Genomic DNA, 23,499 nt, shown 5'->3' on the forward strand with positions numbered 1-23,499 from the left:
GTTTGAAGGATAAAAAAAGAATTGGGATTCAGCCCCAGGTTGAAACTTAATACGAGATCAAAGGGGTCAATTTTACTTTGCCATTTGTAAGGTAAAAGGGGTCAATTTTAGAATGCCGTTGACAATATTGTTGGCTATCCACGGTTTAAGTCCAAGAAAGTACCTCAACGGTCTTATCAATGCCCTCAACACGCAACGGTGAGCTTTGAGCATGGTTTACTACATCTACCCAAAATTAAAGGGATAAAAACTGTATTTAGTCGGACATTTGATGGGAAAATGGCTTTGTTGCATAAATATGTAAGCATCTGATTTAAATAAATTTAATTTTGGATCAAAAAATAATCAAAACTTTTAAAATCATATAGTTATGAAATCTTTGTGCAACAAAGCCATCCATTAATAAAAATTGATTTATGACTTGTGTGGAATATTAGATGTCTAAACGCATTAAATTTTTTTTAGGGCATTTATCTGCTTCTATTTTGATTGCATTATGTTTGAGTGTAATTGTGTTTTGCTATTGGTATCCATCGCCATTAGCTAAAGCAGTTGGGGTCACTCATTTATTTTGCATGTTATTAATCATTGATGTAATCATTGGTCCTCTGTTTGGGTTGTTGGTCTATAAAGAAGGGAAAAAAACATTAAAATTTGATCTTAGTGTCATTATTCTCATTCAAATTGTGGCTTTATGTTATGGGGTGTTTAGTATCGAACAAGGTCGTCCTGCATGGTTGGTTTATAATGTAGATCGTTTTGAATTGGTTAGAAAAAATGAATTAGTTAATACGAATATTCAGCAAGCACAGCCACAATTCCAAAAACCTTCATGGTTTAAGCCGCAATATGTTGCCACTGAATTTGCCAAAGATACACAACAACGCAATGATGAAATGTTTGCAGAAGTTTTAGGTGGTATTTCTATTGCACAGCGTCCAGAACGCTATGTAGAACTGACTCAAGCAAAAAACCAAATCCAACAACGTGCATTGCAGCTAAAAGAATTAGAGCAATACAACTCAAAAACAGAAGTTAAAAAAACTTTAGCAAAATACCCAAAAGCAGATGCTTGGCTACCTTTAAAAGCCAATGCTGTAGATATGGTGGTATTAATCAATAAAGAATCTGCATCTATCATCAAAATAGTAGACCTAAGACCATGGAAATAATATTTTAAGTTGAAAAATGGGGAATCTAAGTATTCCCCATGCAATCATCCAATTTTAAAACTAGCAGAATTCCAATCAAACTTGCCGTACAAAGTACTATCATCTTGCCTAAAAAAATATAAGATAGAGCCAGTCTTTTGATCTGTTTTTCTTATGAAATCTGCATTGCTATTTTTGGCTGCTATCCTCATCTCCCTTGCATGGTTATTGCCCATTCACTACCGCCCGTGGGTGACTTATACAGGCGAACTTTACGCATTTTTTGCTCTATTTGCGCTCGCAGCCTGCCTATTCAAAGAAAAATTACAGATACCTAAAATCAGTTTGCCCTTACTGGCACTGTGCAGTGTTCCCTTTATTCAGTGGGGCTTTGGCTTAGTCTACTTTTTTGACAAAGCCCTGCTCAGTAGCGTGTATATCTTCAGTTTTTGGCTGGCGATTATTTTTGGCTATAACCTCACGCAAATCAACAGCGAACGTGAACGCATCTTCGCAGGCTTTAGTTATGTGCTACTTGGCGTGGGTAGCATTACCGCATTCATGGCAATTTGCCAGTGGCTGACGCTCGACCAATACCTGCCAATGATGGTAGATATTAAAATTGGACAACGCCCTTATGCCAACTTCGCCCAACCCAATAACATGGCGACGTTTTTAGTGATGTCACTCATGGCATGCCTATATTTATACGAAAAACAAAAACTTAAAACCATGTGGATTGTGATTGCAGCTGCCATGATTTTGGTGGGTGTTGTACTAAGTCAATCGCGGACGTCATGGTTGGCATCGCTGTGTCTCTTGACCTATTTGGGTTATCAACAATACCGTGGCGTGATGCGGATTAAATGGCGCTATAGTTTGCTGTGGTTTGCCGCATTTATCGGGCTGATTTTTATCGCACCTGCTTTTAGTCAATTGCTTTCACAAAGTGCAGACCTTTCGGTGCAATCTCGTGATGTGGTGCAACGTGCCACAGGCGATATGTCACGTTTGGCGATTTGGCAGCAAATGCTGGCTGCGATTGAACATCAACCATGGTGGGGTTATGGCTGGCATCAAACCAGTGTGGCTTATGTAAGCATTAGTGAATTTGTGCAAGGCCCTGTGTGGATTCGCAGCGCACACAATTTTATTTTGGACTTTTTACTCTGGAATGGTGTGATACTCGGCGTGCCATTTTTGGCGTATCTGGGCTATTGGGGCTACCAGTTGCATAAATATACCCAGTCGGTTGAATCGGTTGTTGGTATTTTGATGGTCGGTGCATTTAGTGTGCATGCAATGCTGGAGTTTCCACAAAACTATGCCTACTTCTTGCTGCCTGTAGGTTTTATTATCGGCATGATTCAGTCACAACGGGTGTTTAAAAACTTCACTTTATCTGCAATTTATTTACGCAGTACTTTTGTACTTGGCGCATTGTTGTTGATGCTGATTTATCGTGATTATGAGGTGATGGTGCCTAAATTGAATCAGTCGGTACGCTATGAACAGACACCTGAAAAAATCACCCATCAAGAGCGTATTTTGGTACTCGAAGAATTTAACCGCCGCATTGCGTGGATTCGATTAAATCCGTATAGCCTACAAACGCCTGAACAATTGCAGGATATCCATGAAATTGTGTTGAATTATCCAACCCGCTACGATTTATTGAAATATGCACGCGTATTAGCATTTAACGGTTATGAAGCAGAAGCCAAAAAGCAATTATGGTTGTTAAGCACTTTGTGGCAGGTCAATGTAGATTATGCGACTTTATTGGATGAAGCGGAGCCGCGCTGATTTGTGTAGCGCAAGGAGGGGGATTTGAAAATAGTGAGCCAAATATGGTGAAAATTTTCAATGTTGAAAATCTCTCCCAACTTCTCTTTAAAAAGAGAGGAGGTATTCATTATAAAATTGATTTCATGTGCGAAAATTTAAAGAGATGCTGAACTTTTGTTCAGATAAAGGGAGTTGTGTTAGAATTGTATGATCTATTCACACAATAAGGCATGCTGATGGCGAGAACTACAAGTGTAACAATTGGCCCACAACTCGATGACTTCGTGAGCAAACTGATTGAATCTGGACGTTATGGTTCAACCAGTGAAGTGATGCGATCTGCATTAAGATTATTGGAACAGCAAGAAAATCAAACTGCAGCTTTAAAGCAAGCGATTGAAGCAGGTGAGAACAGTGGAGAAAGTACACTTAGCCTAAAAGATATTGCGGCTCAAGTGAAGCAGAAGCATCGTGTATAAACTATCTAATTTAGCTGTCGATGACTTCACTGCTATTTATGAATACACCTTACTTAATTTTGGTGTAGCTCAAGCTGACCAATACACGCAACATTTGGAAAATACCTTTCATTTGTTAGTGAGTTCACCGCTGATTGGTTATGCATGTGTAGATATTGGCGAGGGAATACGCCGTCACGATCATCATCAACATGCTATTTTTTATAAAAAACAGGATTATGGAATTTTTATTATTCGGATATTGCATCAACAGATGCAACCCATGAAACATTTTTTTGCGTTATAAATACTTTTTTATAAATCCAAGAATTTAAAATGCGCATAAGTAAAATATATTGATATTGAGAGCTTCTTCATTAGAGATGAGGAAGATGCTGAATTGTAGTTAAAGTGCTTCTCTAAAAACAAAAGACTGGAAAAACCAGTCTTTTGTGCGATTGAAACGAGATGCATTTTAGAGTTGACTTTGAATATAGTTTTCAATGCCTACCGTTTCAACCAAATCAAGCTGTGTCGTTGCCCAATCTAAATATTCTTCTTCTTTCTCTAAAATTTCCTGAACCAAATCACGGGTTACATAGTCCAATTGTTGCTCTGCTAAAACCACCGCTTTTTGGATTGCTTCAATATTTTCTTGGACTTTACGCACATCGCAGTTTAAAACTTCAACTGTATGCTGACCGATATACAATTTGCCCAAGTGTTGTAAATTTGGCAGCCCTTCTAAAAATAAAATACGTTCAATAATTTTGTCAGCATGCTTCATTTGACGAATCGATTCTTTATATTCAGCCGAGCCCAGTTGTTCAATACCCCAATCATTAAACATACGTGAATGCAAAAAATATTGGTTAATTGCAGTCAGGTGATGATATAGCACTTGGTTTAACTGATTAATCACATCGCGATTGCCTTTCATTGCAGCACTCCATCAACAATTTCTGCCTTAAACCGCTTAAGGCAATCTATATTTCTATCTTAAACAAGACTGGGCAAAATGGCGAGTGATTTATAGAACGGCAAATGAAAATCGCAATCAAAAACAATTAGCTAGGCGGTGTGAAGAAATGTAAGACAAGAAAAACCCGCTGTAGTCGGAAGCGGGGGAGGAAAAACACGGTAAAAATTAAAATAACTAAATGTGGGAATGTATTGGAAAATACGAGCTTTATGCAGCAATAGCAAGACGAGAAGCAATTTGAGCAATTTCATCACTGATGATGGCACGAGTTTCAGGTGCACAGCGACCGCAGCACGTACCTAAATCAAACATATCGCGAATTTCACGATAGCTCTCTGCACCATTGGCAACGGCTTCTTTGATGTCTTGATCTGTAATACCACGGCATAAGCAAACGTACATGAATGCAACCACAATAATTGAAATAAGATAAGTGTTATTATTGATAATTATTATCGTTTGTCAATAAAAATCATTTGAAAAGTCATTTATTGTGATTGGGTTTTTGAATTAAAAAATGCCACTTAATAGGTGGCATTGTTTATTTGTTTTTAAGTGTTTGAATGATAATGGTTTATGAATTGATAGTCACCACGCCATCCATTTCAACCAAAGCACCTTTAGGCAAGCTAGCAACACCTAAGGCTGCACGTGCAGGGTAAGGTTGTGCAAAGTATTCCCCCATAATCTGATTGACCAATTGGAAGTGAGATAAATCAGTCAGGAAAATATTGAGCTTGGCAATATCGGCCAAAGAGCCACCTGCCGCTTCGCAAACGGCCTTTAAGTTATCAAATACGCGGCGAATTTGCGCTTCAATCCCTTCTACCAATTCCATGCTGTATGGGTCTAAACCAATTTGACCTGATAAATAAACAGTATTGCCCACTAAAATGGCTTGAGAGTAAGTACCAATTGCTGCAGGTGCATTTTCAGTATGGATGACTTGGCGAGACATTGATTTCTCCTAAAATAATGTACGAACATCATAGACCATCCGACTAGCTTTCAGTAGCCTGATGAGTCAGTTATGCAAAATCGCTTGAATGTGCGGCAATATCACCATGCAGCGCATTGAATTAACAAGCTTTGGCTTCTTCTGCGATGCTGATGGGACGCGCTAAGCGGCTAATTCGTGGGAAACCGAAGTGCATACGCAAATCACGAATAATTTTGGCAATTTGCTTACGGTTATTCACCACAATATTCACGTGGGTTTTACCATCATGGCTGCGCACCATTTCTACTCCCGTTTTGGCCTTACGACATTGATAGATCAAATCGGAAATTTGTTCGTCATTCATATCCATATCAATGCTGAGGTAAGCGGTAAAACTCACGTCATCGACATCTTCCGAAGTCCATTGTAGCGGCATGATATTTTCAGGATGTTGATGTTGCTCATGCAGTAAGTTGTTGCAGCGCGCACGATGCACAATCAAACCGCGACGTGACAAGTTGCCCTGAATCGGGTCGCCCAGCACAGGATTGCAACAGTGTGCATATTTCACATCAATGCCTTCTGTGCCCTGAATTAGACGGTCAGAATGTTCGTTGCTGTCCTGATCAAGTGCGTAAATGTGATTTGCCACCAACTGCGGCAATAAATCACCGACTGCAATTTGCTCAAATAAACGGTCTTTGGAGTCGATATGACGCCATTGCAACACATTTAACCAATCTGCTTCGGTCAAGTCTTGAATCGAGTGATTAAACAATTTCAGCGCACGGTTCAGGGCTTGCTGACCTACCAAACGCTGTTCTTCAATATCCTGATCACGCAGAATGTTTTGTAAGGCACGACGGGCCTTTTGGGTATTAATAAAACTTAGCCAGTCTGGGTTTGGTGTGGCTAACACATCGGTGATGATTTCGACCACTTGCCCGCTGATGAGTGGTGTTGACAGCGGTTTGCTTTCACCATTAATTTTTGTACCGACGGCGTGGTTACCTAAGAATAAACTGGCTGCATAGGCAAAATCAACCGCGGTGGCGCCTTGCGGCAATTCATGTAAATGTCCATGCGGTGTATAAACATGAATTTTCTCTTGGTGTAGATAATCCAGTAAATCGCTAAATGTGGTTTTAGCGCATTCACCATCAACCAACACGTTTAAGCTTTTCATAGAGGCTTGAATGGCAGAACGGCAGGCTTGTGGTGCGTTTTCACCCAAGACTACGCCAAAACGTGCGGCTTTACGCATCAATTCAGTTTGAATGGTGAGTGATAAGGTGGTTTGTTCACCTTTTAGACGCATCATGAGTGATTGGTTACCGCCTGGTAGGGGGCGACGGATATGATCTTCATAATGCAAGACCTGAAAGTTGTCACGTAAAATATCGGCCAAACGGTCACAGTCGGCAATGCTTTGTAAAATAATTTCAAACGCATGGCTGTGGGTCAGTTCTTGTAGATCAATATCGTTTTTAACAAAGTGGCGCAGTAATTCTATATTGTTATTTTTCTTTTTAATCCGACCGGTAATTTGATTGTCTTGGAGTAGGTCGGCAAGATTTTGTTCCCATTTAGATTGGTATTCGCAGCGTTTTGGTTTGGTGTGCAAAAGGGCAGCTTGCACATCGTTATACATATCTAAATCAAGATTTTGATAACACAGATGTTCGAGGTTATCTGCCATTTCATTCATACCCACGATACGTGCCATGGGTACAAATACATCAAAGGTTTCTTGGGCGATACGTGCGCGTTTGTCTGGTCGCAGCGCATCTAAAGTGGTCATGTTGTGATAGCGGTCTGCCAGTTTCACAATAATGACACGTGGATCCTGTAAGGTCGCTTGCAGAATTTTACGGAACGATGCGGCTTTGTTGTATTCCTTGTCGCTGGAATGGCTAAGTTTGGTCACACCATCGACTAGTTCGGCAACGGTGCGTCCAAATTTTTCTGTGATGTCATCTTTGCTGTAGTCAGTATCTTCAATGACGTCATGCAATAGGGCAGCAATGAGCGTGTCGGCATCCAAACGCATGTGCGCCAAAATACAACTGACCGCAATCGGGTGTAACACATACGGTTCACCACTTTTACGGGTAACGCCATCATGCGCATGCTCGGCATAATCGCAAGCCGTAAGCACCTGTTCGACTTCACTTACGCTAAGGTAAGGTTCGATCATGGCTTGAAGCTGTTGTTTGGCTTGGCTGACCATCGTGCCTGGCATATAACACCCTTTAAAATACAAGTGATAACGAATATACAGTTAGACCTTATAATGAAAAGCATATTGCATGACTTGTCAATTTTTTTCGTACCAAAACATAAGGTCATTAGACCATTTAAAATTAGGTCTTAATCCTTATGTTATAACGGTTTTTAGCGCAAGATTAAAGTTCAGACAACAAAAAAGCCTAGTAAAAAACTAGGCTTTTTCAGAAAGTCGTTCTTATTGGAAAGAAAAACCATCTAAATTCAAGTTATTTGCTGAAAGTGCGAGGTCAAGACTCGAAGTTTGATAATCTTGATCACGTTGTTTCAAAATGTCTTTAGAAACGTGACCTTCTGCAATTTCACGTAAAGCAACAACGGTAGGTTTGTCGTTGTCCCACTCAACGGTAGGTTCTATGCCTTGACGTGCCAATTGACGCGCGCGCTTGCTTGCCACTAGTACAAGCTCAAAGCGGTTGTCTACATGGTCTAAACAATCTTCAACGGTAACGCGTGCCATAAGGATTCTCGTTCGAATAATAAATTTAAACAGACTGTGCAGTATAAGGTGCTTTGCTTATAGACTCAAGTTTTAATCACGCGCTTGGCGGGCTAATTAACTTTTGAATCAAGGCTTGATGACGATGCGCCTGCTGCGCCATCACCAAACGATTAGCCGTAATCACCGATTCTAAATCGTGCAGAGCCTTATTAAAGTCATCATTAATAATCACATAGTCAAAATTGACATATTGCTGCATATCTTCAACTGCGCAGCCTAGACGATGCTCAATCACATCGACAGTATCGGTGCCACGGTTAGACAAGCGTTCACGTAAATCAAACTGACTTGGTGGAAGAATAAAAATTTGCTTCGATTCAGGAAAAAGATTGCGTACTTGTTGAGCACCTTGCCAGTCAATTTCAAGTAACACATCGTGACCTTTGGCTAACTGCTCTTTAACCGTGGCTTGCGCGGTGCCGTAATAGTTGCCAAATACTTCTGCATACTCAATAAAACCGCCTTGTTTTACCAAGTCAATGAAATCTTGTTTTTGTGTGAAGTGATAATGCACACCATCGAGTTCGCCGGGACGCTGACCACGTGTTGTGTGAGAAACTGAAACGTGTAAATTATTCACACGCTCAAGCAGGGCTTTAACAAGGGATGTTTTGCCTGTTCCTGAAGCGGCAGAAACGACAAACAATAGACCCGACATGATATTTTTCCTGATATGATAAAATATCTTCTCTATTTTAGAGTAGACGCCCCTTAAACAAAATAGCCAAGATGGCTTTTGTTGGCATAAATTTTTAAACATCCGACCTATTTAACTTCAACATAGAGGGTTCTATGGAAATTGTATTGGCGAATCCACGTGGTTTTTGTGCAGGTGTAGACCGAGCAATTGCGATTGTAAATCGTGCCCTTGAGTGTTTTAACCCCCCTATATATGTACGTCACGAAGTGGTACACAATAAATTTGTGGTGGACGACTTGCGTCAGCGCGGTGCAATTTTTGTCGATGAGCTGGACGAAGTGCCAGATGACAACATTGTGATTTTTAGTGCGCACGGTGTATCTAAGGCAGTACAACAAGAAGCGGAGCGTCGCGGCTTAAAAGTATTTGATGCGACTTGTCCGTTGGTCACCAAAGTACATATTGAAGTTACCAAATATGCGCGTGAAGGCACAGAGGCGATTTTAATTGGTCACGAAGGACACCCCGAAGTTGAAGGGACGATGGGGCAGTACGACAAGAAAAATGGCGGCGAAATTTATTTGGTAGAAGATGAAGATGATGTGGCTGCACTTGTGGTTCAGCATCCAGATAAAGTGGCTTTTGTGACGCAAACTACTTTGTCGATTGATGATACAGCCAAAGTGATTGATGCCTTGCGCCAAAAATATCCGAATATTCAAGGGCCACGTAAAGACGATATTTGTTATGCCACTCAAAACCGTCAGGATGCAGTGCGTGACTTAGCCAATCAATGTGATGTGGTGTTGGTGGTTGGTTCGCCAAACTCATCTAACTCTAACCGTTTACGCGAACTTGCAGAGCGTATGGGGAAACACGCCTACTTGGTGGATAATGCCGATGAATTAAACCAAGCATGGTTTAAAGCAAATACAAAAATTGGTGTAACTGCGGGCGCATCTGCACCTGAAATTTTAATTAAACAGGTGATTCAACGCTTACAGGATTGGGGTGCAACTGCCCCTGAAGAGCTGGCAGGTCGTGAAGAAAACATTACCTTTAGTTTGCCCAAAGAGTTACGTATTCCTGTAACACAGGCTTAAACTGCGAAGTAGTACATTACACATTAAAAATTGATGAAAAATAGGCAGATAACCGTTGTATGACGGTTATCTGCTTTTTTATGCCTTTTATCCTGAAGTGTGAGGGTTTTGTAAAGTTGTTGGTTATTATTTTAAATAGGGCAAAGTCTGTGTCTTGGGGGGAGTATGCAAAGAAAAGAAAACGGGTTCACCTTAATTGAGTTGATGGTGACCATTGCGGTGTTGGCGATAGTGGCTTCAATTGCTGCTCCATCATTTTTGGATACTCTTGCATCTCAACGCTTAACCACAGCTAGTAATGAAATAGTTTCTGTATTTTCTGAAAGCAGAAGGCAAGCAATGGTTTTGAATAATACTGTTGCAGTCTGCTTAAGTAAGGATTCAGCTAAAACAAGCGTAACAGAAACAGCTTGTATCACTCAGCTTTTGCCTACGGCAAATGTGAATCAGGTCATTGCTCAAAAACGGGTACAGCTTGTGAACATCTCAGAAAAAGTGGATGTGGAATCTGCAGACTATGGTGTTGTTTTTAATGCAAATGGGACAGTTTCATCTCCAATAACAATAGAAGTATGTTCTAACGGTAAAAGTAAAACTGTGAGTGTGGCTTTAATTGGAACATTAAGCCAATCTAAAGGAACTTGCTGATGAAAAAAAATCAGATAGGCGTAGGCATGGTTGAGGTTTTAGTTGCCTTAATATTGTTGGCTATTGGTGTTTTAGGTTATTCCGCATTGCAATTGCGAGCGATTGATGCGGGCGATGAAGCTTTAGTTAAGTCTCAATCTGTCATGTTGTTACGTGGGTTGACTGAAAGCATTCGTGTAAATACGCAGGGGCAGGGGAGTTATCCTGCGGCAGTAAGGTCGTATGCATCGAAGAATGCACCTTCAGCGCCTAAAAGCTGTTTGAATTCAACTTGTACACCTGCACAAATGGCAACTTATGATGCCTATTTGGTTGCACGTGCTGCAAATCAAATAGGTGTTGTAGTTAGTATGCATCAATGTCCTGGGGTGCAGTCAGTGCGTAGACAATGCTTATTTGCAGCATGGGGAGATACAACAGTTTCTGCCAGTAGTTATGCGGGGTGCATGAGTACAACGGGTGTGTATGTCGCTAATGCGAGATGTGTAATGATGGAGGCATACTAATGAACAAGAAGCCTCATCATCTTAAATATAGTCAAAAGGGTTTTACTTTAATTGAACTCATAGTTGCACTTGCACTGGGTTTGTTAATTACAGCAGCTGCAACTCAATTGTTTCTAGGCGGTGTTGTCTCAACGCGTATTCAACAAGCTAATGCTGAACTTCAGGATAGTGGCGTATTTGGACTAGAGTATGTGGCGAGAGATGTGCGCTTGGCTAATTATGGAAATATTAGTAACCCTGAGTTGACGAATACAACCCCTATGGGAGGGATTGTATTTTCACAAGGTGGAGCAAATTCCAATGTATCTGAAGATATTGGGGAAACATCGGTTACTCGGCAGGGACTAGGGTCGAACGCTTCTGAAAACAGTGATCAATTAACGATTCAGTTTATCGCACCAAACAGAATGTTCAATTGCGAAGGTGAAGAGGTTCAAGCAGGTGAATATGTGATCCAACGTTATTTCTTGCGAAAAGATAATAATGGTGCAGCTACGGATTTAGCACTTGCTTGCGATGCAAATAAGCATGGTGTTACCTCTGCCGCAGGTATTGCAAACTTTGGTGGAAATAATGAAGGGCAGGTGATCATGCCTAGAGTTGATCACCTTCGTTTTTATTTGGGCACCATGACTAAAGATAGTACGCATACCAATATCACCTATGCATATTATAGCATTAATGACTATATTGCTGCCGTCAATGCTGCACGTAGTAATGGAGAACCTCTTCCTAGAGTTGTATCAGTAAAAGCTGTAGCTGTCGTAAGATCTATGGATAACACTAATAATGAATTAATAGATGAAACTAAGCCAGTTCAGGGGCTTGATCGTGCAGTAACTCTTATTGCGGCAAATCAAACAAAGCATTTAAGACGAACTTATATCACAACCATTGCAATACGTAATGGAATGGGAGACGCATTATGATCAACAATCACAATTTTTCTTCCCAACGTGGTGCGACGCTAATTGTTGTGATGATGATTTTATTGATCTTGACATTTGTAGGCGTTTTAGCAATTAGAGTTGCAATGTCAAGTTTAAATATTTCAACTCATACACAAGTTGGTCAGTTTTTAAGCCAAACTGCAGATACGCCAATTAATCAGGTATATACGGGTAATTTGTCGACTTTAGTTGATTTGAGTGGCGTGATTGGTTATGCATTACAAGATAGTAAGTTGGAGCCTGGGAATGAATACAACTTTTGTTTCAAGCCAATGTCTAATGAAAAATTTGGCTCAACCTTAGGTGTTGCAGTTAAGCGACCTCCTGTGAGTAATACAGCTAAAGCTTCTGGTTTAGCATCGGGTGGTAGCGACGGTTTTTGCGATTTAGATAAAGATTTTGGAAGCAGTCGTGAAGCGGTAATTACTCAGGTTGCTGTAACTATTCCTACAGATGCAATTGTTGACTTAAAACCAGGTGCTTTGTTGAGTCGAGGGACAAACCTAAGCTCAGGCACGATTATGCCTAGAAATGTGGTTGAACAACAACGTGTACGTGTTACTACCACATCTATTGTACCTAGTTTTTCGCATGATCTGAGCGCTGCTCAAAACTGTATTGGTACAGGTAGTGGGTCTGTTGGCTATATTAGCGATGATACAGGTAGTGATACACGCGGCTTTGAAACGATTGCAAAATGTTTGGCAAAACTTGGCGTGCCAGTGAACTCACAAACTCAGGAGTTTAACTTGCAGACGATCTTTAATCAGACTAAAGATCCTTGATGAAGAGGATAACATGATGAAAAAGCAAACTTATAAATTAGCTGGTGTCTCAGGATTAAAGAACATGAATTTACGTCCATTGGCTGTCGCTTGTATGTCGTTTATGGGTACTTGTGTTTTAACAGCATCCGTGGCACAAGCAAGCGATTTACAGATTTATGCAACTCCAACTGCAGGGCAAAAAACTATTGTGATGATGTTGGATACATCAGGATCGATGGAATATACAGACCGAGGACAAGCTGGTACTCGCTTAACGCGGTTAAAAAATGGAATGTATGCCCTATTAAATAGTAATGATCCAGTTTTGCGGGAAACTAAAGTCGGGTTGGGGAATTACTCATCTGGTGGTGATGGGCGTACGGGACAGATTTTGGTAGAAGCAGATAAAATGGGTCCAGTGAATTCTGCTCATAGACAAAAATTGAAAGCTGCTATAGACAATTTAAGAGCTTCAGGCGGAACTCCAACAGCACACGCCTATGCTGAAGCAGCTGCTTACTTGATGGGAACCAACACTTTAAAACGAGCAACTATTAAAGTGGATAAATTTAAGACAGAAACGAAGTCTGAAATTGTTGGTTATTCGTGTACAAATACATCATATCCTAATTTAGACGGAAATCGTTGCTATGATAAATGGTGGTATAATTATAAAACGGCATCACCCAATTATAAAAATGTCACTCGACATTATCAATGTGCTTCATGGAGAACTACAGATTTTATTAATGAAGTACAGCGATGTTCTTCTACTGGGTGGAGTGAAGTTTCTGGTATTCCGAATGGCTATGAGCAAGACGGTGTGTATTATATAGAAGAAGTTCAAGCACAAGATAGCAATTATAGTGGTTTTAATAAATCAGAAAAAGGTGCTATACGTGATGATTTGAATTATATTTCTCCACTTCCTGCTGCAGCCCAAAGACAAAGTTGTGATGGTCAAGGGGTGTATATTTTGTCTGATGGTGAGGCGAATAACTCACGAACAAGTTATGCAGAACCGATCATGCAACAAGCGCTCAATGATACAGGGTTTCGTTGTTCGGATGCTGGCTTAAGTTCCAGTGGGTCTGGTGCTTGGCATTGTATGGGGGAGTTTGCTAAATATTTATTTGATAAAACTAAAAACCCAGCGGGCGTGTCTATTCAAACAGCTTTTGTTGGTTTTGGTAATGACTTTCAAGGATTGAATAAAACGCATGTGCAACAAGCTTGTAAATTGAGTTCCAGAACACAAGACGATCGTCGTTCTAATGATGCTTGTTCACCGACTGCAGACACAGTGCATAAATTGACTAAGCCTGGCTATGGTAATGGTGGATATTTTGAGGCACAAGCTACAGAAGGAGTAACTGACAGTGTTATTCAATTTATTAAAAACTTGGGGGATACTAAAATTGAACCTTTACCGACAGGTGCAATTTCAGTTCCTGTAGATGCACTGAATCCGAATGGCTTTCAACCTTATGGTTATTTACGTGCCTTATCACCAAATCCTGGGCAGCCTGTTTCAGTTTGGGCGGGTAATTTGAAAAAGTATAATATTGTAAATGGTGCACTTGCAGATGGTGCAACGACTGTATTTACTGAATTGGGTAAATTTGATTTAACCACGCGAGATATTTGGAATAATACAGGTGTTGCAGATGGTGGATTAGTCGATCAGGGTGGGGTGTATTGGAATTTACCAATGCCAACACAAGAAGTAGAAGCCATAACTGCTAACCCATTAACAAATACTCGTGCTGTGCCTAAAATTCAAGCAAACCCGAATGCAATCCGTAACTTGTTTACTGATGCTGCTTCTGTTTCTGCTGGTCAATTGACAGCAGCAACACAGGGAGTATTGTTAGAAATACCTGCAAAATCGGGTGCTACAACAGTGAGCGGCGAGTACATTTTAGACAAATTTAACAATCAAGCTGTACTCGAAGATTTTCCATTATTGTTGAAATACAAACTTTTAAACTATTTAGGCTATAACCTAGATTTAACCACCCCAACAGAATTGCCAACCCAGTTAAACGTACCGACACAACCCTTTATTAGTTTAGGTGGAAGTATTCACTCTTTCCCAGTGCAATTAACTTACTCTGGTGAGTTGGATGTCAATGGTGATTTAACCTCGGTACGTCAGCAATCGGTTTTGTATGGCAGTATGGAGGGTGGTTTGCATGTGGTTGATGCTCGAACTGGTATTGAACAAACTGTTTTTGTTCCATCTGAAATTTTAAATAATCCTGATGCATCTAGAGCTTTGCGTTTTGGCGAAGCTGGGACTGTACAACATGGTATTAGTGGTGCATGGATAGCCGATCCTGCTTATAAAGCGGAACGAGGTACGGGTACGGGTTCGTCTGTTGTAATTGCCAGAAAAATGAATGTTTATGGCGGGATGCGTATGGGCGGTAAAAGTTATTATGGGATGGATTTAATGAATCCAAGAAAACCAGAATTACTTTTTAGAATTGGTGCAGATCAGAGTAACTTTTCAAGAATGGGACAAACTTGGTCTAAACCTGTACTCGCAAATATTCGATACCAAGATAAAATTCGTCGTGTTTTGATCGTTGGCGGTGGTTATGATCAATGCTATGAATATCCACGATTTAGCTTAGGTAGTACAAATCCTGCCGAGTTTGGTGGTGGCTGCAGTAAAACTGCTGCGGAAGGTAATGCAGTTTATATTGTAGATGCACAAACAGGTGAGCGTTTATGGTGGACAAGTAATGCGGGTTCAAACCTAAATAATGCCAATTTAGTGCATAGTATTCCATCACGTATTAGTACTTTAGATCGTGATGCGGATGGTTTAGTAGATCACTTATATTTTGGTGATTTAGGCGGACAAGTTTTTCGTATTGATTTGAATAATGCGAAAGGTACACCTACAAGTAGTTTTGGTAAAAATGTTATTCGTCTTGCAAATTTAGCAACGAGCAATACAGGTGCGGCTGTGGCTAGTGGTGATGCACCACGTTTTTATCAGCCACCAACGATTACCATACACGATGAAGGGAGTGATACCTTTATTGTGGTTGGAATTGCATCAGGTGACCGTAGTACACCACTTGATGTTGCTCCAAGTCGAGGACGAGAGAGCTTAAAACCATTCGATCCTATTCAGAATAGACCTACTAATAAAGTCTATGGATTGATTGACCGTGACTTTATTGAGCCTGAATTAATTAGAGGTAACTATACAAGTTTTAAATCTCAAAATATAACATTGGACCAATTACAGCCAAACCCTCAAAATTTAAATGCATCACTAATTCGGAATACCTTTTTAGGTACGGGGTCAGGTGTTAAGCAAGGCTGGTATCGTTCTCTTTCAAGCAATTACTTGGGTAGTGAAGTGGCAGGGAGAACACCTGGAGGGGTAAAAGCATTTGAAGAAGAGCCTATTGCAATCAAAGGAAATTTATTTATTCCTGTATATGATCCAGAAGGTACGGGTGTTGAGGATGCTGACCCATGCCAACCAAGAATTGTTGGTGAATCTAACCGTCAGCAATATTGCTTACCGTTTGGCGTATGTTTGAAAAATGGGTTAAAGGATACTGATTCTGAAAAGCGTACGGGCATGATTATTGAAGATGGTAAAAATAAGAATGTCCTTGGGGCAGGTATTCGTGGTATCACTTTAGGTCCAGTAGGTGGTGGATCGGGCAGTGGTTCTGGAGGTCCAAATACAAATAGTTGTGGAACATTGACATTGATTGGCAATCTTCAAGGAGCGGGCGAGTGGGAATGTTTACGTGTTCTTAATCCTGTACGATGGTATGAAAAAAATGTCGCACCTTAATAGTATTAATAAAGGTAACACTGTGGCAAAGTGCCATAGTGTTGCTTTTAAAAATGGATTCACATTGATTGAGGTTATGGTGGTAGTTGTGATACTTGCGATTATTTCTGCTATTGCCTTACCATCTTATGTGGCTTATACCCGTAAAGCTGCAGCATCGCAAGCTGAACAAGAGATGCAAAAAATTGCAGAGCAATTGGAGAGGCATAAATCTCGTAATTTTAGTTATAAGGGGTTTGATCCCAATTATATATATGGGAGTAATGCTCCGATGACAGAAGTTACCTTAAAAGAGTACTCGATCACGATAAGAGATATGAATACTGGAAAGCTTCTCACCTCAGCGGATGCTGATATGCGGGGGAGAAATTGGTCAATAAAGGCGGAAACAACAGATAGTCAAAATTATAATTATTTATTTACGAGCACAGGCATACGTTGTAAATCTAAAGCTTCTATCTCGACTTATCAATCATGTCCAGGAACAGAAACATGGTAGTTAAATATAAACAAGGTTTTACGCTTATAGAGATTTTGATTGTTGTAGCAATTATTGGTATTTTGGCGATGATTGCTTATCCTTCTTATACGCAATATGTGATTAAAACGAAAAGAGTTGATGCTCAAAGTAAGATGATGGAAATATCTCAGAAGCTTATGCAGTATAAAACTGCGAATGGAACTTATTCTGGGGTGAGCTTAACCGATAGTAAAATTTATGGAGCAAGTGTATTTCCTGCGACAGGAGATTCAACATATACATTTGATTTATCAGTTCCGAATGCTAATAGTTGGATATTAACTGCAACACCTGTGAATACAAGTACTCAAAATGGAAATGGCTCAATAGCTATAAACAGTCAAGGACAAAAGTGTTGGACTAAAGGTTCAAGTTGTCTACCAACTGCTGCAACAAAATGGGAATAATTTAAATTCAAACCTGCGGATAAATACGTTTAGATCTTTCATTCAGGGCAAAATTCACGTAAAATACTGCCCTCTATGAAAGGGGTTTGAAATGTATCGATGGTCGATACAGGGATAATCCGTAAAAACTATAAGGTTGTATCATGGTAGTTATTCGTCTTACTCGTGGTGGTGCTAAAAAGCGTCCATTCTATCAAATCGTTGTAACTGACAGCCGCAATGCGCGTGACGGTCGTTTCATCGAGCGTATTGGTTTCTTCAACCCAACAGCTCAAGGTAAAGCAGAAAAACTTCGTTTAGATGCTGACCGTTTTGCTCACTGGGTTGCACAAGGTGCTCAACCTTCTGAACGTGTTGCTTCTTTAGCTGCTCAAGCGAAGAAAGCTGCAGCTGCTGCATAATTTTTACAAATTAAGTCGTAGGTAGCCCATGACACCAACACAGAATGTGCCCGAAGATCGTATTCAGATTGGACAGCTACGTTCAGCATATGGATTAAATGGGTGGCTCTGGGTCTATTCCAATACAGAACCCATGAGCAATATATTTGACTACCTGCCTTGGTACATTGAAACCAAAGCAGGTTGGCAAATGGTCGATGTAAAACGTTGGAAACCACATGGCAAAGGCTTGGTGGTCAGCTTAAAAGGTGTGAGTGATCGTACCGCAGCAGACAACTTGGTTGGTGCAAATATCTGGATTTCAAAAGCGCAGCTGCCTCAACCGGGCGTGGACGAGTATTATTGGTCTGATTTAAAAGGTCTAACAGTGTTAGGTCTGGACGATGACGAACAAGAAGTGAACCTCGGTCAAATCCATGAACTGTTTGAAACAGGTGCCAATGACGTGATGGTGGTTCGCGCAACTGCTGCCAGTGTCGATAGCGAAGAGCGCATGATTCCATGGCATAAAGATGTGGTGCAACGCGTTGATCTCGAAGCGGGTCGTATCTACGTGAATTGGGGCGTAGATTATTAATCCTTTCAGGATTCACATAGCAGGAAAATAGAGGAGTCTGCGGTGTTTTTTGCAGTCATTACGCTTTTTCCTGAAATGTTTGAAGCGATTACAGCTTACGGTATTAGCGGACGTGCAGCAAAACGTGAATTGATGCAAATTCATTGTATTAATCCACGTGATTATGCACAGGGCAACTACAAACGGGTGGATGAACGTCCATTTGGTGGTGGTCCGGGTATGGTGATGATGGCAGAGCCTTTGGCGCAAGCAATCCAGCATGCCAAACAGCTTGCACAGCAAGCAGGAGCAGTTCATGTACCTGTGGTGTATATGTCGCCACAAGGTAAAACCTTAAACGAAACTGCAGTACAACAATTCGTTGAATATGATGGATTAATTGTATTGTGTGGTCGTTATGAAGGGGTCGATGAGCGTTTAATCCAAAACTATGTTGATCAGGAATGGTCAATTGGAGATTACGTTTTATCGGGTGGGGAGCTACCTGCAATGGTGTTGTTGGACAGTATTATTCGGAGACTTCCAGGTGCTATGTCTGATGAGCAATCTCATGTGCAAGACTCATTTGTGGATGGTCTTTTAGATTGCCCACAATATACCAAGCCAGACCATTTTGAAGGTTTGGATGTCCCCGAAGTACTAAAGTCGGGACACCATGCCAATATTGAAAAATGGCGGTTTTTGCAGCGTTATCAACGGACTTTAGAGCGTCGACCTGAGTTGATTGAAAAAGTTGAGTTGAGCAAGCAGCAAAAAAAATGGCTAAAAGATTCGCAAGGACAGACCAAGTAATCGGTTTGTCTAAGCAAAATTGCTACAGACAGTGTGTTTGTAGTTTTTAAATAGGCTCTTTATGCATTGAAGCGGTCAGGCATAAAGGGAAAGTCAATCGGGTCTATGCGCTTGAGCCTCTAGACCCAGTGGAAATCAGACCTCTTCTGACCCACACATATTGGAGATACCCCATGAGTGGTAAGCATCCTTTAGTACAAGCTGTTGAGAATGCACAGCTTAAGCAAGACATCCCAGCTTTTGCACCAGGCGATACAGTTATCGTTCAAGTAAAAGTAAAAGAAGGTGATCGTGAACGTCTTCAAGCATTTGAAGGTGTTGTAATTGCGAAGAAAAACCGTGGTTTGAACTCTGCGTTCACAGTACGTAAAATTTCTAGCGGTGTTGGTGTTGAGCGTGTTTTCCAAACTCACTCTCCAATCGTTGCGAAAATCGAAGTGAAACGTCGTGGTGACGTTCGTCGTGCTAAACTTTACTACCTACGCGAATTGTCTGGTAAAGCTGCACGTATTCGTGAGAAATTACCAGCACGTAAACAAGGTTAATTTTAACTTTGCTTTACAGCTAAAAAATGCGCCGTTTAGGCGCATTTTTTATGTCTGCTATTTGAGTTTATAAACCTTGTAGTTTTAAGCGATTGGCATGTTGACGATACACATCAACAGGATCTGGTGCAAAAATATCTTTCATGCCCAAGAGTTGATTGACTTCGTCCAAGTGGTTCCAATAGTAGTTATCACGAATGGTTTTACCAAATTTGGCGCTGCAGCGTGATACCAAACCATCATTATCACGACCATTATCAATCAACAAACTGGTCGCCAACATGGCTGAGTCTGGATCAAGTAAATTAGTGACAGCCGTATTGCCCGTAAATGAATAGAACTGGATGCCTTTTTCTTGATAAGCGCCCTCACCACAACTTGTCGTTGGCATACCCATTGGGAATTTGCGGTTAAATTGTGCTGAACCTGTGGTGCTCAAACTGTTGGCACCTGCCAATGAGTCATGTGGATAGCTATTTGGATCTAAACCTTGTGCCCAAGTAATGGTTTTAGACACTAAATTGACCATATCAATTAATGGTTTTTCGAGCGGTGCACCTTGTACATTCAAAATAAAGTCTGCCACAGGTGAGCCTTTATTCGGTGCACCGACAGCAGTCAGCGATGCGACTTTAGATGGCATCACGCCTGCAACATAACGAATGGTTGGTCCACCATGTGAGTGACCAATTAAGTTGATCTTGCTTGCGCCTGTAATCGCAAGAATTTCATCGACTTGTTGTGCCAATTGTTCGCCACGAACTTCTGATGAGTTAAATGGAGATACGCGGGTTGCCCAAGCGTTAGCACCGTTACGTGCTAAATTGGGTAAAATTTGGTACCAATAATCGACACCTAACTGATCTCCACCAATATTGATAAAGCCTGCCATACCGTGAGTAAACACAATCGGATATTTGGTTTTGGCATAACTGGAGATCACGAAGTTAGATTTGACCTGTTCTGCATTGGATGCGTGCGCGGTACCGAGAGTACTGGCCGCGATTAAGCCTGCAATGAATAATCCATATTTCATATAACATCCTCTATTTTATTGTGCTTTCCTAGCATGACAATATCTATTGTCAAATATCATTATTCAGGAAATTTGCTAGATTGCAAGTTCTGAATGATTCATGGTTATAGAACTTCTTGCACTTGAGTTTCAAGCACAGGAAGATGGTTTTGCCAAGATTGAAATGAGCTTTACTATTACAAACCTTGTAATTTCAATCGGTTGGCATGTTGTCGATACAGTGCAACTGGGTCAGGTGCAAACAAGCCCGTTAAGCCAAACATCATGTTGGCAAGGTCGGTATGATTTAGTCGGTAGTTGTCACGAATGACGTGTCCAATGTGGGTACTACAACGTGCGACCATGCCATCGTTGTCTAAATTGCCATAAGACAGTGGGCCGAGTTGCATTAAAATAGTGTCGATATCCAGTAAATTGGTGGCTTGAGCGACACCTGTCCATGAATAGTAATGAATTCCGCGATCTACTTTGGCACCGCTGCTGCTGCAATTTGCGGCCAAGGCTGTGGTTGGAAAACGACGGTTAAAATCTGCAGACGCTGTTTCAGTTAAAGAAGCCATCGAGGCATCAAAATCCACAGGCATGTCTGGCTGTTGCTGCGCCCAAGTAATGAGAGGCGCCACCATATAGTCGCCTAAAATATTAAACGCGGTACGAGATAAACGATTATTTTGAATATCATCGGCAACTTTGGAGCCACGGAATGTACCTGCAACGCCCGTAATTGATGCCACATATTCAGGTTTGGTCGCAGCTACATAACGTACTGTTGGGCCACCATGTGAGTGACCAATTAAATTGACTTTGGATTTGCCAGTGATTGCCATGACTTCTTCGACTTGGGCAATCAGTTGCTCACCTCGAAATTCAGTACGGTGTGCAGGGGAGAGTTGTGCGGCAAATACGGTTGCGCCATTACGTGCCATATCTGGCAAAATTTGATACCAATAATCCATATTAAAGGTTTCATTGCCAATGCGTGACCATCCGAGCCAGCCGTGTACCATGAGCAATGGATATTTGGTTTTGGCATAGTCAGATTTGGCCTGTTCCTGAATAGGCAACACGCTTGGAGCAGCTTGAGCGACACCCATTGAACCGAGCAAGCAGCCAGTGACAGCCAATGTAATTGCCCGTATGTTAGAGATGATGGTCATAAAATAATCCTGTGTTCTTTATTTTTATTACAAGTGAAGTGGTGGCTTCGCTTCCCTCCTGAAAGCTCAGATATGCAAATTGCCGTTGGTTACGGCACATTATTGTGAGTCATCCTCGACTATTTTTTGTACGCTCAGGTATTTTTTCATGCGTAATTTAGAAAAAACATATCATTTGGGGACAGTTATTGCGCATTGTCCCAGAGATTTGTAAATCTACATGCATCTTGATATCTATTTAATATTTATAGACATTTGTATATTAAATCGTTGTGGTGGGTTTGTACTAAAACAGCTTTTCAGGCATAAAAATGGGGCATGTTGCATGCCCCAGTTGTTCTATGCAATATGTTAGTCAGCAAAGGGTAATTTTCCACCTTGATCATGTACCTGTTCAAAGGTTTCTAAACGCAATTGCTCTTGTGGATTTTGAAAATGCTGTCCGCGTAATTGTTTCACGGCTTGTTGCTTGGCTTGATCATTCATTCCACTTTGCATGATTTGATCACGCGTACTTAAATAATCCTCTACTCGTGATTTCCACTGACTGCGTTGCCCATCTAATTGTTCTAAACGCTGAGTTGCTTCAGGACCAACCAGATTTAAACGCATTTGGCGGATTTCAGCAGCAGAACCACCACGTGCTTTAATTGCCGCAGTCAAGCTGCGTAAATCTTGCAAGGTGTTCAGCTGTTCTAAATTTTCTTGCCAATCTTGAGGTAATTGTTTAAATAATTCCTGCAATTGTCGTGCTTTTTCAGCTTCAGATAATTTTTTATCATCCATGACTGCCATGCGCTTTAGGGTATATTCGTGATAGGCATCTTCCGTACCAAATAAACCTTCAATTTCATAATCAGAAAAATATTGTTTACGCAGATTTTGCATGCTGCTAAAAATGCTGCGGTAATATTGCGGATCTTCCTGATTTAAATTCGGTGCTTGCAGTTGTCCAAGCGCATTGCGATAGTCCAAATAACGCTGCCATAAATCTAAAATTTGCGATAAGGCAGGCTCTTTATGTCCTTGTTGAATATACCTTTTAAAATCACCACGAATTTGTTCAATGCTTTTTTCGCCATATTGGGTAATAAAATATTCAAAACAGTTACGGGTTTGCTCATTCACAATCAGACGATTACTTGCATCCAGTTTAAGCTGACAATTGACTTCGGTGTCCTGCTGACTTGGGCTTAAAAAATTTGCAGCAGGTTGATTCTGCATGGCTTGCTGCATGCTCAAAGCTTGAGATGTTTCATCATTTGAGCTTTGCTGGGGTGATGTATCGGGGGAGTTTGATTGTGGCATCAGCCAATACACCAAAGCCGCAATCAGCAGTATCACTACGCCTAAAACAATCCATATTTTATGTTTCTGCATTTCAATGCACCTGTATATCCATTTTATTTTTTTAATCATAAGCGCTCAAATATGCCATAAAAGTAAATCGCTGTTCTAGAAATGTTGTCATTTATCGCGGCAGATTGTTACCATGACGCAGTTTTGCTTTGACC

The 23,499-nt window shown here is 40.9% G+C and carries 25 protein-coding genes; 16 read left to right on the forward strand and 9 right to left on the reverse strand.

Annotation, left to right across the window (positions count from 1 at the left end; all coding sequences use genetic code 11):
- The first annotated feature begins 437 nt into the window (after window positions 1-437).
- The 4 genes from tfpZ (at window position 438) to HYG89_RS06740 (ending at window position 3,704) form a co-directional block, all read left to right on the forward strand.
- Window positions 438-1,172, forward strand: coding sequence for a TfpX/TfpZ family type IV pilin accessory protein (gene tfpZ, locus HYG89_RS06725; protein WP_178866785.1), 735 nt, complete (start codon window positions 438-440; stop codon window positions 1,170-1,172).
- A 153-nt stretch (window positions 1,173-1,325) separates the two neighbouring features.
- The gene (locus HYG89_RS06730) at window positions 1,326-2,957 is read left to right on the forward strand and encodes a PglL family O-oligosaccharyltransferase (RefSeq protein ID WP_178866787.1); all 1,632 of its coding nucleotides are present in this window, start codon (window positions 1,326-1,328) and stop codon (window positions 2,955-2,957) included.
- Between the two features lie 218 nt (window positions 2,958-3,175).
- The gene (locus tag HYG89_RS06735; RefSeq protein WP_019836164.1) at window positions 3,176-3,418 is read left to right on the forward strand and encodes a type II toxin-antitoxin system ParD family antitoxin; all 243 of its coding nucleotides are present in this window, start codon (window positions 3,176-3,178) and stop codon (window positions 3,416-3,418) included.
- Entirely contained in the window at window positions 3,411-3,704 is a 294-nt protein-coding gene (locus tag HYG89_RS06740) for a type II toxin-antitoxin system RelE/ParE family toxin (RefSeq protein WP_070153485.1), read from the forward strand. Before HYG89_RS06735 ends, HYG89_RS06740 begins: the two co-directional genes overlap by 8 nt.
- Before the next feature lie 168 nt (window positions 3,705-3,872).
- Here HYG89_RS06740 and bfr read toward each other — a convergent pair whose 3' ends face one another.
- The 6 genes from bfr to gmk all read right to left on the reverse strand — a co-directional run bounded on the left by bfr (window position 3,873) and on the right by gmk (window position 8,765).
- Entirely contained in the window at window positions 3,873-4,337 is a 465-nt protein-coding gene (gene bfr / locus HYG89_RS06745; protein WP_131260631.1) for a bacterioferritin, read from the reverse strand.
- 249 nt (window positions 4,338-4,586) lie between these two features.
- Window positions 4,587-4,781: a bacterioferritin-associated ferredoxin gene (locus HYG89_RS06750; RefSeq protein ID WP_178866789.1), complete on the reverse strand. Its 195-nt coding sequence runs from the start codon at window positions 4,779-4,781 to the stop codon at window positions 4,587-4,589.
- A 172-nt stretch (window positions 4,782-4,953) separates the two neighbouring features.
- Window positions 4,954-5,337: a RidA family protein gene (locus tag HYG89_RS06755; protein ID WP_178866791.1), complete on the reverse strand. Its 384-nt coding sequence runs from the start codon at window positions 5,335-5,337 to the stop codon at window positions 4,954-4,956.
- Between the two features lie 121 nt (window positions 5,338-5,458).
- Window positions 5,459-7,561 carry a bifunctional (p)ppGpp synthetase/guanosine-3',5'-bis(diphosphate) 3'-pyrophosphohydrolase gene (locus HYG89_RS06760; protein ID WP_178866793.1) on the reverse strand — a complete coding sequence of 701 codons (2,103 nt, stop codon included), beginning with the start codon at window positions 7,559-7,561 and terminating at the stop codon, window positions 5,459-5,461.
- Between the two features lie 222 nt (window positions 7,562-7,783).
- Window positions 7,784-8,065, reverse strand: a complete 282-nt coding sequence (gene rpoZ / locus HYG89_RS06765) for a DNA-directed RNA polymerase subunit omega (RefSeq protein ID WP_004809957.1) — start codon at window positions 8,063-8,065, stop codon at window positions 7,784-7,786.
- Between the two features lie 76 nt (window positions 8,066-8,141).
- Window positions 8,142-8,765 carry a guanylate kinase gene (gmk, locus tag HYG89_RS06770; RefSeq protein WP_178866795.1) on the reverse strand — a complete coding sequence of 208 codons (624 nt, stop codon included), beginning with the start codon at window positions 8,763-8,765 and terminating at the stop codon, window positions 8,142-8,144.
- A gap of 134 nt (window positions 8,766-8,899) precedes the next feature.
- Here gmk and ispH point away from each other — a divergent pair, with 134 nt between their 5' ends.
- The 12 genes from ispH (at window position 8,900) to rplS (ending at window position 19,792) form a co-directional block, all read left to right on the forward strand.
- A complete protein-coding gene (gene ispH, locus HYG89_RS06775; protein WP_178866797.1) occupies window positions 8,900-9,850 on the forward strand; it encodes a 4-hydroxy-3-methylbut-2-enyl diphosphate reductase in 951 nt (316 codons plus the stop codon).
- Between the two features lie 165 nt (window positions 9,851-10,015).
- On the forward strand, window positions 10,016-10,498 hold the full coding sequence (locus HYG89_RS06780) for a GspH/FimT family pseudopilin (protein WP_154321236.1): 483 nt from the start codon (window positions 10,016-10,018) through the stop codon (window positions 10,496-10,498).
- Window positions 10,498-11,004, forward strand: a complete 507-nt coding sequence (gene pilV / locus HYG89_RS06785) for a type IV pilus modification protein PilV (RefSeq protein WP_178866799.1) — start codon at window positions 10,498-10,500, stop codon at window positions 11,002-11,004. The genes HYG89_RS06780 and pilV overlap by 1 nt, the downstream gene beginning before the upstream one ends.
- A complete protein-coding gene (locus HYG89_RS06790) occupies window positions 11,004-11,933 on the forward strand; it encodes a PilW family protein (protein ID WP_256733952.1) in 930 nt (309 codons plus the stop codon). Before pilV ends, HYG89_RS06790 begins: the two co-directional genes overlap by 1 nt.
- A complete protein-coding gene (locus HYG89_RS06795) occupies window positions 11,930-12,739 on the forward strand; it encodes a hypothetical protein (RefSeq protein ID WP_178866803.1) in 810 nt (269 codons plus the stop codon). Before HYG89_RS06790 ends, HYG89_RS06795 begins: the two co-directional genes overlap by 4 nt.
- 64 nt (window positions 12,740-12,803) lie before the next feature.
- Window positions 12,804-16,550, forward strand: a complete 3,747-nt coding sequence (locus tag HYG89_RS06800) for a VWA domain-containing protein (protein WP_178866804.1) — start codon at window positions 12,804-12,806, stop codon at window positions 16,548-16,550.
- A complete protein-coding gene (locus tag HYG89_RS06805) occupies window positions 16,537-17,049 on the forward strand; it encodes a type IV pilin protein (protein WP_178866805.1) in 513 nt (170 codons plus the stop codon). The genes HYG89_RS06800 and HYG89_RS06805 overlap by 14 nt, the downstream gene beginning before the upstream one ends.
- On the forward strand, window positions 17,043-17,477 hold the full coding sequence (locus HYG89_RS06810) for a type IV pilin protein (RefSeq protein WP_154320273.1): 435 nt from the start codon (window positions 17,043-17,045) through the stop codon (window positions 17,475-17,477). Before HYG89_RS06805 ends, HYG89_RS06810 begins: the two co-directional genes overlap by 7 nt.
- A 143-nt stretch (window positions 17,478-17,620) precedes the next feature.
- Entirely contained in the window at window positions 17,621-17,878 is a 258-nt protein-coding gene (rpsP, locus tag HYG89_RS06815; RefSeq protein ID WP_004974526.1) for a 30S ribosomal protein S16, read from the forward strand.
- A gap of 28 nt (window positions 17,879-17,906) precedes the next feature.
- On the forward strand, window positions 17,907-18,455 hold the full coding sequence (gene rimM, locus HYG89_RS06820; protein ID WP_178866806.1) for a ribosome maturation factor RimM: 549 nt from the start codon (window positions 17,907-17,909) through the stop codon (window positions 18,453-18,455).
- Between the two features lie 42 nt (window positions 18,456-18,497).
- Window positions 18,498-19,247 carry a tRNA (guanosine(37)-N1)-methyltransferase TrmD gene (gene trmD, locus HYG89_RS06825; RefSeq protein WP_154320275.1) on the forward strand — a complete coding sequence of 250 codons (750 nt, stop codon included), beginning with the start codon at window positions 18,498-18,500 and terminating at the stop codon, window positions 19,245-19,247.
- A 173-nt stretch (window positions 19,248-19,420) separates the two neighbouring features.
- Entirely contained in the window at window positions 19,421-19,792 is a 372-nt protein-coding gene (gene rplS / locus HYG89_RS06830; protein WP_004974529.1) for a 50S ribosomal protein L19, read from the forward strand.
- 67 nt (window positions 19,793-19,859) lie between these two features.
- On the opposite strand, the gene HYG89_RS06835 is transcribed toward rplS, so the two are convergent.
- The 3 genes from HYG89_RS06835 to HYG89_RS06845 form a co-directional block, all read right to left on the reverse strand.
- A complete protein-coding gene (locus tag HYG89_RS06835; protein ID WP_178866807.1) occupies window positions 19,860-20,828 on the reverse strand; it encodes a triacylglycerol lipase in 969 nt (322 codons plus the stop codon).
- Window positions 20,829-21,004: 176 nt separating this feature from the next.
- The gene (locus HYG89_RS06840; protein WP_256733955.1) at window positions 21,005-21,922 is read right to left on the reverse strand and encodes a triacylglycerol lipase; all 918 of its coding nucleotides are present in this window, start codon (window positions 21,920-21,922) and stop codon (window positions 21,005-21,007) included.
- Between the two features lie 414 nt (window positions 21,923-22,336).
- Window positions 22,337-23,365, reverse strand: a complete 1,029-nt coding sequence (locus HYG89_RS06845; protein WP_178866809.1) for a lipase secretion chaperone — start codon at window positions 23,363-23,365, stop codon at window positions 22,337-22,339.
- Window positions 23,366-23,499: the final 134 nt, after the last annotated feature.

The organism is Acinetobacter sp. SwsAc5 (genome assembly GCF_013391485.1).
GTDB lineage: Bacteria > Pseudomonadota > Gammaproteobacteria > Pseudomonadales > Moraxellaceae > Acinetobacter > Acinetobacter towneri.

What these genes read in the sequence shown, in the direction of transcription:
- tfpZ (WP_178866785.1), top strand. Translation starts at nt 438, where the DNA reads ATGTCTAAACGCATTAAATTTTTTTTAGGGCATTTATCTGCTTCTATT.
- HYG89_RS06730 (WP_178866787.1), top strand. Translation starts at nt 1,326, where the DNA reads ATGAAATCTGCATTGCTATTTTTGGCTGCTATCCTCATCTCCCTTGCA.
- HYG89_RS06735 (WP_019836164.1), top strand. Translation starts at nt 3,176, where the DNA reads ATGGCGAGAACTACAAGTGTAACAATTGGCCCACAACTCGATGACTTC.
- bfr (WP_131260631.1), bottom strand. Translation starts at nt 4,337, where the DNA reads ATGAAAGGCAATCGCGATGTGATTAATCAGTTAAACCAAGTGCTATAT.
- HYG89_RS06750 (WP_178866789.1), bottom strand. Translation starts at nt 4,781, where the DNA reads ATGTACGTTTGCTTATGCCGTGGTATTACAGATCAAGACATCAAAGAA.
- HYG89_RS06755 (WP_178866791.1), bottom strand. Translation starts at nt 5,337, where the DNA reads ATGTCTCGCCAAGTCATCCATACTGAAAATGCACCTGCAGCAATTGGT.
- HYG89_RS06760 (WP_178866793.1), bottom strand. Translation starts at nt 7,561, where the DNA reads ATGCCAGGCACGATGGTCAGCCAAGCCAAACAACAGCTTCAAGCCATG.
- rpoZ (WP_004809957.1), bottom strand. Translation starts at nt 8,065, where the DNA reads ATGGCACGCGTTACCGTTGAAGATTGTTTAGACCATGTAGACAACCGC.
- gmk (WP_178866795.1), bottom strand. Translation starts at nt 8,765, where the DNA reads ATGTCGGGTCTATTGTTTGTCGTTTCTGCCGCTTCAGGAACAGGCAAA.
- ispH (WP_178866797.1), top strand. Translation starts at nt 8,900, where the DNA reads ATGGAAATTGTATTGGCGAATCCACGTGGTTTTTGTGCAGGTGTAGAC.
- HYG89_RS06780 (WP_154321236.1), top strand. Translation starts at nt 10,016, where the DNA reads ATGCAAAGAAAAGAAAACGGGTTCACCTTAATTGAGTTGATGGTGACC.
- pilV (WP_178866799.1), top strand. Translation starts at nt 10,498, where the DNA reads ATGAAAAAAAATCAGATAGGCGTAGGCATGGTTGAGGTTTTAGTTGCC.
- HYG89_RS06790 (WP_256733952.1), top strand. Translation starts at nt 11,004, where the DNA reads ATGAACAAGAAGCCTCATCATCTTAAATATAGTCAAAAGGGTTTTACT.
- HYG89_RS06795 (WP_178866803.1), top strand. Translation starts at nt 11,930, where the DNA reads ATGATCAACAATCACAATTTTTCTTCCCAACGTGGTGCGACGCTAATT.
- HYG89_RS06800 (WP_178866804.1), top strand. Translation starts at nt 12,804, where the DNA reads ATGAATTTACGTCCATTGGCTGTCGCTTGTATGTCGTTTATGGGTACT.
- HYG89_RS06805 (WP_178866805.1), top strand. Translation starts at nt 16,537, where the DNA reads ATGTCGCACCTTAATAGTATTAATAAAGGTAACACTGTGGCAAAGTGC.
- HYG89_RS06810 (WP_154320273.1), top strand. Translation starts at nt 17,043, where the DNA reads ATGGTAGTTAAATATAAACAAGGTTTTACGCTTATAGAGATTTTGATT.
- rpsP (WP_004974526.1), top strand. Translation starts at nt 17,621, where the DNA reads ATGGTAGTTATTCGTCTTACTCGTGGTGGTGCTAAAAAGCGTCCATTC.
- rimM (WP_178866806.1), top strand. Translation starts at nt 17,907, where the DNA reads ATGACACCAACACAGAATGTGCCCGAAGATCGTATTCAGATTGGACAG.
- rplS (WP_004974529.1), top strand. Translation starts at nt 19,421, where the DNA reads ATGAGTGGTAAGCATCCTTTAGTACAAGCTGTTGAGAATGCACAGCTT.
- HYG89_RS06835 (WP_178866807.1), bottom strand. Translation starts at nt 20,828, where the DNA reads ATGAAATATGGATTATTCATTGCAGGCTTAATCGCGGCCAGTACTCTC.
- HYG89_RS06840 (WP_256733955.1), bottom strand. Translation starts at nt 21,922, where the DNA reads ATGGGTGTCGCTCAAGCTGCTCCAAGCGTGTTGCCTATTCAGGAACAG.
- HYG89_RS06845 (WP_178866809.1), bottom strand. Translation starts at nt 23,365, where the DNA reads ATGCAGAAACATAAAATATGGATTGTTTTAGGCGTAGTGATACTGCTG.